Here is a 13,305-nt window from a genome sequence, read left to right on the forward strand (position 1 = left end):
TGGGAGGATTTCAAAATGAATGTTCAACCGCAACACCATACATTGCCAACCCCAGAGCTTGCCAACCTGGTGGCGCCGGATTGCCATGGGTTGAACTTTTACAGCATCGACAAGAGCCTTCAGGATCTTGTTACCCTTTACCTGCCGGATGATCTGCGGGCCCACCTTGAGCCGCATCTTGAGACATTCGGTGCGCTGGTCGGCGACGAGGTTGATGACTGGTCCCGCATGGCGGACAAGCACATACCCGTTCTCCATCACCGGGATCCGCGGGGACGGTTCGAAGATTGGATCGAATTCCATCCGGCTTACCGCAACATGGAAGACGTCGCGCTGGGCGATTATGGCCTGGCCGCGATGATCCATAAGCCGGGAGTGTTCGGCTGGGACAAGCCAATGTCGCATACCGTGAAATTCATTTTCCAATACATCTTCGGCCAGTCGGAGTTCGGCCAACTCTGCCCGATTTCGGCCACGGAAACGACGGCGACCTTGATCAAGGATTATGGGGATGAGGCCACCAAGGCCCGCTTCTACGATGGCCTGATAAGCCAGGACACCAAGACCATGCTCAAGGGTGCCCAGTTCATGACGGAGCGCACCGGCGGATCGGACGTCTCCAATATCCAGCTGGAAGCCCGTTTCGAAGACGGTAACTGGAAGCTCTACGGCGAAAAGTGGTTCTGCTCCTGCACGGATGGCGATGTCGCCCTTCTGCTTGCCCGCCCGCAAGGCGCTCCGGCCGGCAACAAGGGACTGGGGCTCTTCGCCCTGCCGCGCCGCCTGGACGACGGCAGCCGGAATTCCTACCGGATTGTGCGGTTGAAGAACAAACTTGGTAGCCGCTCCATGGCGTCCGGCGAGATCGTCTTTGATGGCGCCGTTGCCTATCCGCTCGGTGAAGTGGGCCCGCATGAAAACAAGGGCCTGAAAATGATGATGGATCAGGTGTCCCTGTCGCGCCTGTCCCATGGGTGCCGGGCCGCCGCCATGATGCGCCGCTGCCTCAACGAGGCGCTGGTCACAGCCCAGAACCGGCATGCGTTTCAGGAAAAGATCATCGACAAGCCGCTCCTGCGCCGTCAGTTGATGAAACTGATGGTACCGACCGAACAGGCGTTGTCGATTACACTGTACCTCGGCAATCAGATCAGCCTGGCGGAGGCTGGTGATGAGCGGGCGCAAATGATCACCCGGATCCTGACCCCGGCGCACAAATACCGGACCGCCCGCGACAACGTTCGTGTTGCAACGGGTGCGATGGAAGTACGCGGCGGCAACGGTTACATCGAAGATTTCGTCAACGCCCGTTTGGTGCGCGATGCGCATTTGGGTGTCTTGTGGGAGGGCACCTCCAACATCAACTCGCTCGACATCACGACACGTGCGATTGCCAAGGTCGGTGCGCACAAGGACCTCAAGGAAGAGCTGATGGATCAGATCGACACCAGCTCCAACATGCCGGGCCAGTTCAAGGGCGAACTGCGCAGCACCGTCCAGCAGGCCATCGATTTTGCCGAGGATGTTGCCATGAGCGGCAACCAGACACTGGCGCGCAAGGCCTCCAGCGCGGTTTACAACTCAGCGACAGCCACATTGCTCGCAACCGAAGGCTCGGCGCTGGGCGCAGCTGGCCGCGATGCCCGGCGACTGCTGCTTGCCCGGATGGTGATCGACCACCGGCTGCGGGCGCAAGACCCGCTGAAAGTTGGCGAAACCGGCTTTGAAAAGGCGGCGACCGATCTTCTGCTCGCCGACGCACCGGTGTCGCTCGACATGGCCAGCGATGTGCTGACGCAGTAACCGCATGCGGGAAAAATCTTTTATGGCACTGAACACCAAAAAACCGCTGGACGGGATCCGGGTCCTTGATTTGACCCGGATCATCTCCGGCCCCTACTGCACTCGTCTCCTTGCCGATTGCGGCGCAGAGGTCTTCAAGATTGAGCCGATGGGCGGAGAACACATGCGGGTCAAGGAACCGCTGCGCAACGGAAAGAGCACCTATTTCGGCCATTTTAACGCCGGAAAAAAAAGCATTGAGATCGATTTCCGCTCTGAACGCGATCTGGAGGCAATCCGCACGCTTGCCGCATCTTGTGATGTGGTGGTTGAGAATTTCCGCCCGGGCGTCGTTCGCGATCTTGGGCTTGACCACGCATCCCTCTCCAAAGGCCGCAAAGATCTGGTCTATTGCTCGATTTCCGGCTTTGGCCAGGAAGGGCCACGCTCCCGGCACCCAGCCTATGCCCCCATCCTGCATGCGCTTTCTGGTCATGACCTTGCCGCGATGTCCTATGCCGAGGATGTGGACAAGCCGTTCCGGACCGGGATCTGGTACGCTGATTTGATTGGCGGCCTGTTTGCTTTCAGCGCGATCCAGACCGCCCTGATTGGGCAGCTCCGCCACGGGGCTGGGCAGTACATCGATGTTGCCTTGATGGACAGCATGATCAATCTGCTCGTCCTGGAAATGCAAGAAGCTCAGACGCCAAGTTCGTTTGACCGCTGGCTGGCGACACCGGTGAGGGCGTCCGATGGGCATGTGATCGCCGTGCCGATCACGAGCCGGATCTTTGAGCGGCTCGCAGACCTTCTGGATCACCCGGAATGGAAGGACGACACCCGTTTCAACACCCAGCTGGAACGTGAAAAGAATTGGCCGGCCCTTACGTCATTGGTCGAGGACTGGACGCAATCGCGGACCGCCGCTGACTGTGAAGCGACCTTGATGGGCGCTGGGATACCTTGTGCCCGCTATCAGACAGTCGCCGAAGCAATCTGCGACGAACAGGTCACGGTGCGGGACCTGATGAGCACGGTCGGAACCGGTGCAGAGGCTTTTAAAGTCGCGAGTCTGCCATTTCAGTTTTCCGGAGCTCCGCTGCCGGTTGGCTCCCATGTTCCAGATGTTGGCGAAGACACTGAGGCTGTTCTTGGCGCAGCCCGCGCGCTGGTGGGTGCCAAGGTGCCAGCAATGAATGGGACCAACGACAATGCTGAAGAGGCCCGCCATGTCTGACACGGTTTTGTACAGCGGTGAACGCTCCACCCGGCGGTCGGACTGCGAAGGGCGCGCTCATCGCGCGGCCTCCGGTCTGCGGGACTATGGCATCAATCGCGGCGACAGCATTGCGTTGTTGTTGCGCAATGATTTCTCCTTTTTTGAAGCTGCGCGGGCGGCCTCGCTGCTTGGCGCAAGCCCGGTGGCCGTCAACTGGCATTTGGCGCCGCCGGAAATTGCCTATGTTCTTCAGGATTCCGGCGCAAAAGTGCTGATCGCGCATTCAGATCTCCTGCAAACCTTCGGCAGCGTAATTCCAAAGGATATGCTTGTTCTTGAGGTGGACACCCCGCCGGAACTGCGCGTGGCCTACCGGCTCCCGTACTTGAATGGCGTTAAAACCGTTGAAACGGTGCCCTGGGATCACTTCATTGAAACACACCCACCGCTGACAGATCCGTGCCGGGACTTTACCGACACGATGACCTACACGTCCGGCACCACCGGAAAACCCAAGGGCGTGATCAAGCTGCCGCAGGAGTCGGGCCTGGCGAAAGAGTTTCTTGCGGTCCGCGACCGGATTTACGGGATCACGCCGGGCATCAGGGCGCTGATCTGCGGCCCGCTCTATCATGGGGCACCGAATTCCTTCGGGATGCGCACCTACGCTGTGGCCGACAAGGTGTTCCTGATGCCGCGTTTCGATGCGCGGGAATTCCTCGCGACAGTGGAGCGGGAGCGGATCACAACGGCCTTCATGGTCCCAACCATGTTTGCACGTCTCTTGAAACTCCCTCCGGATATCCGAGACCGTTACAATGTCTCGTCGCTTCAGTATGTCGTGACCGCTGCCGCGCATTGTCCGCCGGAGGTTAAAACGGCGATGCAGGCCTGGTTTGGACCGGTGGTCCATGAGTTCTACGCAGGCACCGAACAAAACTATGTGACCTTTTGCACTCCGGAAGAAAGCCTCCGTAAGCCCGGCACGGTCGGCCGTGCGCTGGATGGCGTGACATTGCGGATCATGGACGGTGACCGTCAGGACGTGCCGGCCGGAACACCTGGCGAGATTGTCTCCCGCCTCGATACGGCCCCTGAATTCACCTACGCCAACAATCCGAAAGCGCGGGCGGATCTCGATGTCGGTGGCCTCATTGCAACGGGCGATGTCGGGTATCTGGATGAAGACGGATACTTGTTCCTGTGCGACCGGTCAAAGGACATGGTGATTTCGGGTGGGGTCAACATCTATCCGGCAGAGATTGAAGCAGAACTTCATGCCATGTCAGGCGTCGCCGATTGCGCCGTCTTTGGTGTGCCGGATGCGGAGTATGGTGAAGCGCTGATGGCGGTTGTGCAGCCAGAGCCCTCGAGTGATCTCACGGCAGAAGAAGTCATCGCCCACCTGAAGAGCCGATTGGCCGGGTTCAAGGTGCCGCGCCGGATCGAATTCCAATCTCTTCTGCCGCGCGATGACACCGGCAAGATCTTCAAGCGCAAACTCCGGGATCCCTATTGGGAAGCTGCGCGGGACGTCCGCGAAAAGGCAGCCAGCTGAGCCGCAAATTTACACCCAATCAAGATAGCCGCTGTTTCAGCGGAAAAGTGAAAGCATCGCAAATGGATTTTACCCTTTCAGAAGAACAGACCGCTCTCCAGGAAACCGTGCGCCGGTTTGCCCAGACGGAATTGCCGGACATAGCCCGTGAGGTTGAAGAAACGGATGAGTCGCCCGGACCGGATGTCATGCACCGGTTCGCCGAGCTCGGACTTCTGGGGGTGAACCTGCCGGAAACCTATGGCGGCGGCGGCATGAGCCATTTCGAAGCGGTACTGGTGCTGGAAGAAGTTGCCAAGGTCTCCATCGGCGTTGCTTTTCCGATCTTTGAATCCTGCTTCGGACCGGCACTTGCGATCGCGAATTTTGCCCCGGAAGCGATGCGCCAGAAAGTCCTGCCGAAAGTCTGTTCCGGCGACATGATCGTTGCAGTTTCTATGTCGGAGCCGGGCGCGGGATCAGCGCTGACCGATCTCACCACCAAGGCGCGGGTTAAGGCCGATAGGGTGATCATCAACGGCCAAAAGCGCTGGTGTTCCGGCGCAGGCCACTCGGATGCCTATGTTGTCTATTGCCGTATGTCCGACGATCCCGGAGCGAAGGGCATCGGGGCTGTTCTCGTCGAAAAGGGGGCCGATGGCTTTACCTTCGGTAAACGGGAGCACCATATGGGCTTTCGCGGCGTGCACAGCGCAGACATGTATTTCGATGATGTCAGCGTTCCGGCCGAAAACATCATTGTCCCGGCCGGTGGATTCCGGAAGCTCATGGAGGCGTTTGATCTGGAACGCTGTGGCAACACCACCATGAGCCTTGCCTGCGCGCAATCTGCCTTCGACTACGTCCTGAATTATGTTCAGGAGCGGGAGCAGTTCGGCAAACAGATCATCGATTTCCAGGCGGTTCAGCTTCAAATCGCCGACATGAAAATGAAACTGGATGCAGCGCGCCTGCTACTCTACCGGGCTGTCGTGAACGCTGAAAGCGGTCTTCCGTCGGTTGGGGAAAGTTCGATTGCCAAGTGTTTTGCTAATGAGATGACCCGCGAAGTCACCGGCAAGGCCATGCAGCTGATGGGCGGTTATGGATATTCACGCGAATATCCGATGGAGCAAAAGATGCGGGACAGCTGGGGCTGGGGCATCGCCGGCGGGTCCATCGACATCCAGAAAACCAACATTGCAAGCGCCCTTGTCGGCCGCCGGTTCAACCAGCGAGCCAAATAACGGGCAGTGCGCAATACGGTCCCCTCGACACTCCCTGCGCACATCACCGGCGTGTTTCTTGCCCGGACGTTTTGTGGCGTCCGGGTCTTTTCTTGCAAAACGACTACTCTGCCGGAATGAATGGGGCAGCAATCAGTTGATCCGGAGTGCCCTGCAATGAAGATCCGGCCCGCCGTGCCAGACGATGTATCGGCTGTCCGTGCCTGTGCGGAAGAGGCCTATGCGCCCTATATCGCGGCTATTGGCCGGAAGCCGGCGCCCATGATTGCCGATTTTGAGACGCAGATTGGCGCTGGGCAAGTTTATGTTGCAGAAGACGAGACCGGCAGTCTCCTCGGCTTCGTCGTCTATTTCCCAAGGGCGGATCACATGTTCCTGGAAAATGTCGCTGTTGTCTCGGCCGCGGCCGGTCGAGGCATCGGCAAGGCCCTGATGTCCCACTGCGAGGCGGAAGCCCGTGCGCTCGGTCTTTCCGCCATCCGCCTTTACACAAATGAAAAGATGACGGCCAATCTCAGCATCTATCCGAAAATCGGCTACAAAGAGACCGGCCGCCGAACGGAAGACGGATTCAACCGCGTCTATTTTGAAAAAACCATCATCTGAAAAACTTTTGCCGTCCCGGCCTTGCGCCGGGACCAAATGCAATCAGGCCCCGGCGCAAGACCGGGGCAGTGCCTTATGTTGATCAGAACATCAAACTCGGCAGGCCGAGTGACAGGATCGGGAAGGCCAGAAGTGCCAATAGGACAACAATGTCCAGCACCAGGAACTTCATGATCCCGAAGAAGATCGTGTGAACCTGTATCTCCCGTCCAACCACCGAATTGATGACGAAGACATTGAGGCCGACCGGCGGTGTGATCAGGCCGATTTCCAGCAGTTTGACGACGATGACACCGAACCAGATAAGATCAAATCCCATGCCTTCAATAAGCGGGACCGTGAAGGGTAGGGTCAAAAGCATGGTGCCGATCGGATCCAGGAACATGCCCATCACCAGGTAAATCGCGACGATGCACAACAGGATCATCCAGGTTTCCAGGCCCGAAGACGACACGATATCGACCAACCCGCCCGTCACCCCGGTCAGGGAGACGAAGGAAACGAAGATCTTTGCGCCGACCGCAATGAAAAACAACGACCCGGTCTGATAGGCGGTCTCGCGCATCGACAGGACGAAATCCGCCCACCGCAACCGGCCTGAAACTGTTCCGTAGATCAACACGAAAGACAGACTGACGGCAGCTGCTTCCGTGGCGGTGAAGATCCCGCCATAGATCCCGCCAATGATAATGATCATCAGTGTGGCGGCTGGCCAGGCTTTGATCGCGGCCGTAAACCGGTCGTCTCCGGAGATGTCACCTTCGGGGACGGGGGCCGCTTCCGGCCGGAGTTTGACCCAGACCAGCACGGTGATGATGAACCCGGCAAGGCTTAAGAGACCTGGCACCACACCAGCCATGAACAGCCGGCTGATCGATGTCTCGGTGAAGGTGCCGTACAGGATGAACAGTACGCTTGGCGGGATGAGTGCGCCAAGCGTGCCACCCGCGGCGACACTGGCGCTTGCCAGCTGCTTGTCATAGCCGTAGCGCAACATCTCCGGAACGCAAATCCGGCCCATGGAGGAGGCGCAGGCGACGCTGGATCCTGTGATCGCCGAGAAACCGCCGCAGCCGATCAGCGAGGCAACGGCCAAGCCGCCCGGCAGGCGGGACATCCAAACCCGGACCGCGTCATAAATATCCGTTGTAATGCGGGTGTGATAGGCGATGTGACCGGCTGCAATGAACAGCGGCACCATCGACAGGGAATAGGAGTGAATGAACTCAAAGGCGTTGGATTCAATCAGCGCCATCGCCGGACGCAGGCCAAGGTCGAGATTGAATTCAGAGCCCGGGCGCCAAGCATATGTGACCAAAGCGCAGATAGAGGAAACGCTGACCAGCGTAAATCCAATTGGAACGCGCAGGATAAGCAGTGTGAGCGCTGCCGCAAAGCCGATGATACCAATTGTTGAGGGGTCCACTAGAGTGTCTCTCGTTCAGGGTGAATTATGAACGAGGTGGCCGCCTGCCTGAAATCAGGCAGCCTCCTCCCAGCTTGGATCGTGTGTCTTGCCGGGATTCCCCCCGCCGCCGGAGCCGATGGCGGTCCAGACGTCTTGAAGGAACAAGACAGTCAGGCGGATGAAGAACAAGGCGTAGCCTGCAAAGAAGGCGACCCGCCCCGGCCATTCAGGCACTTCCAGAATGCCGAAGAAATAGTTGCCGCTTTCGATCGCGTGGATCATGGCAAGATATCCGGCATAAGTGATCGGGATCACCGCGCACAGTCCGATTATGGCCGCAAGCACATTAAGCCAGACTTGGGCAGCTTTCGGCAGCAGGTCCGTTATCACTTCAACGGCAATAAAACCGCGATCCGCCGCCACATAGGCCAGTGGCAGGATCAAGGCGCCGATCATCAGGTCTCCGACAATCACGACTTCATCCGGGATTTGCATTCCGACAAAGGTGCGCAGGACAATGCCAAGCGTGATGTAAACGCACATGCCCAAAATGGCGACAGCAGCAATTGCTATGAACGCTGTTTCCAGCCCGGCCAGAAGTCTCAAGGGAGAGGAGAACTGGCTCCGCTCGTTGCCAGGCGGGACCGGTTTGCCGGGCGTCACCGTGCCCATGGATAGCCTTTGGTGTTCAGTTCATCCGCATACTTGTCGACGAGAACGGCGTACTGATCCCAGATCGCCTGGCCGTCATACCCCCGCTCCGTCATGTCGGAAATCCATTCCTGGACATATTTGTCCGTCATGGCGAGCAACTTTGCGCGCTCAGTGTCGTCCAGCGCTACAACGGGCACCTGACGCCCGATTTCGCCGCTCGCAAGCCCGGCTTTCACGTCGTTAATGGTCTCGATTTGAATGCGAGCGAACTCGTCAATCATCTGGGATCCGGCGGTCATGATCGCGTTCTGATACTCCGCAGGAAGGTCTTCCCAGACATCCTTGTTCATGACCAAGGCAAAGCCGCCGACCTGGCCCCAATTGGCTTCGGTGATGTGATCGACAATCTCATAATGCCGGAACGCGCGGTTGGTGTAATAGTAACCGGCGGCACAGTCGACCAAACCGGAATCCAGTGCCTGATACACCTTGTCGAAGGTCATGTTGACGACATTGGCACCAAGCTCATTGAGCGCCTTGCCGACCGTCCCGGTCGCCCGCACGGTCAGGCCCTTGAAGTCGTCGGCCGTTTCGATCTTGTGATCGCCGGTGCACTCAAACTGGGTGCCGGTAGAGGTGAAGTTGCTGAGGAAGACGACGTTTTCTTTCGCAAGAAAGTCCTGGAGCTGTGCGTTCGTGGTCATCAACTCGTGCATCGCTCTCAGGCCGACCCAGGTGTCGGATGAGGAAATAGGCAGATCCCCGATTGCAAGGCCTTGAAGCTGCTTGGGCGAATAGGGTGCAATGACGGTTCCCATGTCGGCAGCGCCAGCGGCAACTCCGTTCAGCACGGCTGACCATTTCAGGAGCGCGCCGCCCCAATGCACGTCGAAGGTCAGCTGGCCTTCCGTCATACGGCTCGCTTCATCGAGGAAATACTGCAGGGCCTTGGCTCTGGCGCCCCGGTTTGGGCCGGCTTCGGAATAGCGCAGCATGGTTTCAGCGGATGCCACGCCTGCCATGGCGATGGTCAAGCCCAGACCCAAAAGGGCCGACTTCATGGAAATCATCTTTATCTCCTCCCGTGTTCGGACCGGGCCAGATAGGTGCCGATCCATGCGGCCTGCGTGTGTTCGCCGCGTTTCGCTCCCTCACAACTCAATACATTTGGTCTATTATTATAAGTATACGAATTATACGCATATTATATAATTGCGCAAGTGCGGCTGACACCCGGCCCGGCGTTGCGGGTTGGCATCGGTTGTCAGACTGCGCTGCTTTTCTTTAGAGCTGATACATCATCGTCAGCCACTCCCCAGTCCCGTAAGATAGTCTCGTTATGTTCGCCGATAAGCGGCGGCCGGGACGGCAATGTGGCTTTGGCATTCTGAAAACGCGGGGCCGGCGCCGGTTGAACGATGCCATCACGTTCCACGAAGGTCTCCCGCGCCGCATTGTGTGCATGAAGCGGAGCCTCTTCTAGGTCCAGAATTGGCGCGAAACAGATGTCCGTTCCTTCAAACAGCTGACACCAATACTCGCGTGGCTGTGCGCCGATGATGCTTTCAAAGCGGCGCCGGATGTCCGGCCATTGGCGGGTGTCATGGCGGTCGCCGATGTCTGCTTCGTCAAGCTTCAGCAAATGCAGGAACAGCTGCCAGAATTTTTCCTCGATCGGTGCGATCGACACCCATTTGCCATCGGAACACTTGTAAACGCCGTAATAGGGCGCCGTGCCGTCCAATCGGTTGCTGGCCCGGCGGTTTTGCCAGCGATTGTTGGCGAGCCACATATAAACCGGCGCCATCAAAGCGGCAGTTCCGTCTGAAATGGCGGCATCAATCACATCGCCTTCACCGGTTGTTCTGGCCCTCAGCAAGGCGCACACAATGCCAAAAGCGAGGAACATGCCGCCGCCGCCATAATCTCCGAGGAGATTGAGCGGTGGCACCGGATCGCGCCCCTCCTCTCCAAAGGACCAAAGGGCCCCGGACAGCGAGATGTAATTCATGTCGTGACCGGCTGCATGTGCCAAGGGACCGGTTTGGCCCCAGCCGGTCATGCGGGCGTAAACAAGCGCCGGGTTGCGGGCAAGACATACGTCCGGGCCAAGACCGAGCCGTTCCATAACGCCGGGGCGAAAGCCTTCGACAACAGCATCTGCCTTTTCGATCAGCTTGAGCGCGGTCTCAACGGCTGCAGGATCCTTCAGATCAAGCGTGATGGATTTGCGGCCACGGGCAACACTGTTTCTCCGCTGTTCGTCAATGCCTTCAATATCCGGCGCTCCGGTCGGTTCCCGGTCAATCCGCAGGATCTCGGCCCCCATATCGGCAAGCATCATGCAGCCGTAGGGGCCCGGCCCAATACCGGCAAATTCAACGATCTTCACACCGTGAAGTGGCCCCATCCCCAGTCCTCCTAGACTTTGTTATCGCCGCGCTCAGCCGGCATCTTTGTTCAGTGTTTCAAGCAGGTTCTGCCGCACCGCTTGCAGGTTGGACAGCAAAACGTGAATGCTGGTTTCCGGCAAGCCCTTGAAGGACGCGCCATCTACTTCGGCGCTGCATTCATCCATGATTTTTTCCAGAGGCCGGGCCTCGGCCGTGAGACACACCCGCTTCGCGCGCCGGTCGATCGGGTCCGCCCGGCGCTCAACAAGGCCGCGTGCTTCCAATCGGTCTACAAGGCCGCCGACCGTCACTGTTCCGACATCCATGCGGCGCGCGATATCTGATTGGGTCAGCTTGTCTTCGGCAAGCAGGTGCAAAAGCACCCGGGCCTGGGACATGGTCAGTCCGTAGGGAGCGATGAGGCGATCGAACAGAAGGCCACGAAACCGGGCAATGTCCTGAAAGATCGATTTGCAGGCCGCGAGCGTTGCATCCATTTCGCGTCCTCCCTCTTTGTTATCCCAGCTCGACGCATCCATTGTTCAACACCACCGTATCGCGCTCCAGAACCTTTGACCGGAAAGAGACAACGCCGCCATCCTGCCACATCTCCGTCCGGATGGTTTCGCCTGGATAGACCGGGCTTGAAAACCGCAATTTCAAGGATTTTAAACAGGTCGTGTCATATCCGCAGAAGCTGCGCAGAACCGCATGTCCGGCGATCCCCAAAGTACAAAGGCCATGGAGGATCGGCGCTTTGAACCCCGCTGCCGCGGCCACCCTTGGGTCGGCATGCAGCGGATTGGGATCGCCGGACAAGCGGTAAAGCAACGCTGCATGCGGCCTTGTGGGGAGGTCACACACAGCGCAGGGCGCGCGCTCAGGTACTTCGTGCGGTTGCGGCTGTGGGCCTGGTGCCCCGCCAAAACCGCCATCCCCGCGCGCAAAGGTGGTTGACGACAAAGTGGCGAGCTTGTCGCCGGTGCTTTTGTCAACGAGATCACGTTCGGAATAGATCAGCGCGCCCTTGTCCGCCCCCTTGTCGAGAATGCGGGTGATACGAGTTCGGGCTGTGACAGTCGCCGATTTCGGCAGAGGCTTGTGCCAGCGAATGCCTTGTTCCCCATGCAGGATCTTGCGCCAGTCGATGCCCGTCTCGGGATCGCGCAACCAGAAACCTGGACCGGCCAGTACAACGGCCAGGGTCGGCACAGCCTTGAAATCGGCTTCCTCGAAAACGAAGGGCAGTTGCCCCTCGTCGACCGGGTCATGGCCATATCCGACGCCAAGGGCATAGATGATGCTGTCCTTGATTGAGTAGGTTTGTTCAACCTCCTCGAAGGGCCAGGCCATCAGCTTGTCATAGTCGATGGCCATCAGACCGGATCCCAGCAGAACACGTCGGCTGAGCGCTCAAGGGGCACAAGTGTGCTGGAAAAAGCCGGGAATGCGTGTTCGAGAATGGATTCCGGCGTCCAGCCGTCGGGACGCGCCATGGACCGGATCGGCCGCGGTTGGCTGAGCAGCATGACCTCGCTGCCCCGGGACACAAACACCTGGCCGGTGACATTCTGGGCGGCATCGGAGGCAAGAGCTGCAACCAGCGGCGCGACCTTTGCCGGGGTCATGCTCTTCAGGCGCTCAACCCGGATGCGCTCTTCTTCGGACTTGATCGGGATCGTGCCGATCAGGCGGCTCCAGGCAAAAGGTCCAATCGCGTTGGATGTCACATTGTAGCGCGCCATGTCGAGGGCGATGGAGCGTGACAGGCCGACCATACCGAGTTTTGCGGCGGCATAGTTGGCCTGACCGAAGTTGCCGATCAATCCGGACGTGGATGTCATGTGAATCATGCGGCCGGATTGCTGCTCCCGGAACACGGTCGCGGCGGCGCGGCTGACATTGTAGGCACCTTTCAAGTGGACGGCGATCACCTGATCCCACTCGTTTTCCGTCATCTTGTGAAAGATTGCGTCCCGGACGATGCCGGCGTTGTTGACCACGATGTCGAGCTTGCCGAAGTTTTCGATTGCCTGATCGATCATGCCTTGGGCTGCAGCTGAATCCGTGACGCTGTCGAAGTTTGCAACGGCCTTGCCGCCAGCGGCGGTGATTTCGTTGACGACCTCGGTTGCCGGGAGCGCATCCTCGCCCTCACCACCGCCAGTTCCGCCAAGGTCATTGACGACAACGCAGGCACCCTTTTGAGCCATCAAAAGAGCAATCTCCCGGCCAACACCGCGGCCCGCGCCGGTGACAATTGCAACTTTTCCATCCAGTAAAGCTTTGTCAGACATTCCCATCCCTCAGTATTTTGGCCTCAAAATCGGGCAATTGCGGCGCGTAAGAAGATAAGCCACCAAATTTGTATCGCAGATTAATAATACGCTTGCGAATAATAATCAAGACATATAATATCCGGCTGGAAGGCGATGCTTCGGACAGCGGCCATCATG

12 protein-coding genes are annotated in these 13,305 nt (G+C 58.5%); 5 read left to right on the forward strand and 7 right to left on the reverse strand.

From position 1 onward, the window contains the following. Positions 1-15 precede the first annotated feature (15 nt). The 5 genes from ACVDG4_RS16715 to ACVDG4_RS16735 all read left to right on the forward strand — a co-directional run bounded on the left by ACVDG4_RS16715 (position 16) and on the right by ACVDG4_RS16735 (position 6,394). The gene (locus ACVDG4_RS16715; RefSeq protein WP_447235937.1) at positions 16-1,803 is read left to right on the forward strand and encodes an acyl-CoA dehydrogenase family protein; all 1,788 of its coding nucleotides are present in this window, start codon (positions 16-18) and stop codon (positions 1,801-1,803) included. Between the two features lie 22 nt (positions 1,804-1,825). Further along, a complete protein-coding gene (locus tag ACVDG4_RS16720) occupies positions 1,826-3,022 on the forward strand; it encodes a CaiB/BaiF CoA transferase family protein (RefSeq protein ID WP_447235938.1) in 1,197 nt (398 codons plus the stop codon). Next, positions 3,015-4,562 carry an AMP-binding protein gene (locus ACVDG4_RS16725; protein WP_447235939.1) on the forward strand — a complete coding sequence of 516 codons (1,548 nt, stop codon included), beginning with the start codon at positions 3,015-3,017 and terminating at the stop codon, positions 4,560-4,562. Before ACVDG4_RS16720 ends, ACVDG4_RS16725 begins: the two co-directional genes overlap by 8 nt. 62 nt (positions 4,563-4,624) lie before the next feature. Continuing rightward, positions 4,625-5,788 (forward strand): acyl-CoA dehydrogenase family protein, encoded by a 1,164-nt coding sequence (locus ACVDG4_RS16730; protein ID WP_447235940.1) that lies wholly within the window; start codon positions 4,625-4,627, stop codon positions 5,786-5,788. A 156-nt stretch (positions 5,789-5,944) separates the two neighbouring features. Next, a complete protein-coding gene (locus ACVDG4_RS16735; protein ID WP_447235941.1) occupies positions 5,945-6,394 on the forward strand; it encodes a GNAT family N-acetyltransferase in 450 nt (149 codons plus the stop codon). Positions 6,395-6,476: 82 nt separating this feature from the next. Here ACVDG4_RS16735 and ACVDG4_RS16740 read toward each other — a convergent pair whose 3' ends face one another. The 7 genes from ACVDG4_RS16740 to ACVDG4_RS16770 all read right to left on the reverse strand — a co-directional run bounded on the left by ACVDG4_RS16740 (position 6,477) and on the right by ACVDG4_RS16770 (position 13,146). After that, positions 6,477-7,820 (reverse strand): TRAP transporter large permease, encoded by a 1,344-nt coding sequence (locus ACVDG4_RS16740; RefSeq protein ID WP_447235942.1) that lies wholly within the window; start codon positions 7,818-7,820, stop codon positions 6,477-6,479. Positions 7,821-7,874: 54 nt separating this feature from the next. After that, on the reverse strand, positions 7,875-8,474 hold the full coding sequence (locus ACVDG4_RS16745; RefSeq protein WP_447235943.1) for a TRAP transporter small permease: 600 nt from the start codon (positions 8,472-8,474) through the stop codon (positions 7,875-7,877). After that, the gene (locus ACVDG4_RS16750) at positions 8,462-9,526 is read right to left on the reverse strand and encodes a C4-dicarboxylate TRAP transporter substrate-binding protein (RefSeq protein ID WP_306147907.1); all 1,065 of its coding nucleotides are present in this window, start codon (positions 9,524-9,526) and stop codon (positions 8,462-8,464) included. Before ACVDG4_RS16750 ends, ACVDG4_RS16745 begins: the two co-directional genes overlap by 13 nt. A gap of 194 nt (positions 9,527-9,720) precedes the next feature. Further along, a complete protein-coding gene (locus ACVDG4_RS16755) occupies positions 9,721-10,866 on the reverse strand; it encodes a CaiB/BaiF CoA transferase family protein (protein WP_447235944.1) in 1,146 nt (381 codons plus the stop codon). Positions 10,867-10,899: 33 nt separating this feature from the next. After that, positions 10,900-11,346 (reverse strand): MarR family winged helix-turn-helix transcriptional regulator, encoded by a 447-nt coding sequence (locus ACVDG4_RS16760; RefSeq protein WP_306147909.1) that lies wholly within the window; start codon positions 11,344-11,346, stop codon positions 10,900-10,902. A 19-nt stretch (positions 11,347-11,365) separates the two neighbouring features. Then, positions 11,366-12,226 carry a MaoC/PaaZ C-terminal domain-containing protein gene (locus tag ACVDG4_RS16765; protein WP_447235945.1) on the reverse strand — a complete coding sequence of 287 codons (861 nt, stop codon included), beginning with the start codon at positions 12,224-12,226 and terminating at the stop codon, positions 11,366-11,368. Further along, a complete protein-coding gene (locus ACVDG4_RS16770) occupies positions 12,226-13,146 on the reverse strand; it encodes an SDR family NAD(P)-dependent oxidoreductase (protein WP_447235946.1) in 921 nt (306 codons plus the stop codon). Before ACVDG4_RS16770 ends, ACVDG4_RS16765 begins: the two co-directional genes overlap by 1 nt. Positions 13,147-13,305 lie beyond the last annotated feature (159 nt).

The sequence above is a fragment of the Roseibium sp. MB-4 genome, assembly GCF_053005265.1.

What these genes read in the sequence shown, in the direction of transcription:
- ACVDG4_RS16735 (WP_447235941.1), top strand. Translation starts at nt 5,945, where the DNA reads ATGAAGATCCGGCCCGCCGTGCCAGACGATGTATCGGCTGTCCGTGCC.
- ACVDG4_RS16720 (WP_447235938.1), top strand. Translation starts at nt 1,826, where the DNA reads ATGGCACTGAACACCAAAAAACCGCTGGACGGGATCCGGGTCCTTGAT.
- ACVDG4_RS16745 (WP_447235943.1), bottom strand. Translation starts at nt 8,474, where the DNA reads ATGGGCACGGTGACGCCCGGCAAACCGGTCCCGCCTGGCAACGAGCGG.
- ACVDG4_RS16770 (WP_447235946.1), bottom strand. Translation starts at nt 13,146, where the DNA reads ATGTCTGACAAAGCTTTACTGGATGGAAAAGTTGCAATTGTCACCGGC.
- ACVDG4_RS16730 (WP_447235940.1), top strand. Translation starts at nt 4,625, where the DNA reads ATGGATTTTACCCTTTCAGAAGAACAGACCGCTCTCCAGGAAACCGTG.
- ACVDG4_RS16755 (WP_447235944.1), bottom strand. Translation starts at nt 10,866, where the DNA reads ATGGGGCCACTTCACGGTGTGAAGATCGTTGAATTTGCCGGTATTGGG.
- ACVDG4_RS16750 (WP_306147907.1), bottom strand. Translation starts at nt 9,526, where the DNA reads ATGATTTCCATGAAGTCGGCCCTTTTGGGTCTGGGCTTGACCATCGCC.
- ACVDG4_RS16715 (WP_447235937.1), top strand. Translation starts at nt 16, where the DNA reads ATGAATGTTCAACCGCAACACCATACATTGCCAACCCCAGAGCTTGCC.
- ACVDG4_RS16760 (WP_306147909.1), bottom strand. Translation starts at nt 11,346, where the DNA reads ATGGATGCAACGCTCGCGGCCTGCAAATCGATCTTTCAGGACATTGCC.
- ACVDG4_RS16725 (WP_447235939.1), top strand. Translation starts at nt 3,015, where the DNA reads ATGTCTGACACGGTTTTGTACAGCGGTGAACGCTCCACCCGGCGGTCG.
- ACVDG4_RS16765 (WP_447235945.1), bottom strand. Translation starts at nt 12,226, where the DNA reads ATGGCCATCGACTATGACAAGCTGATGGCCTGGCCCTTCGAGGAGGTT.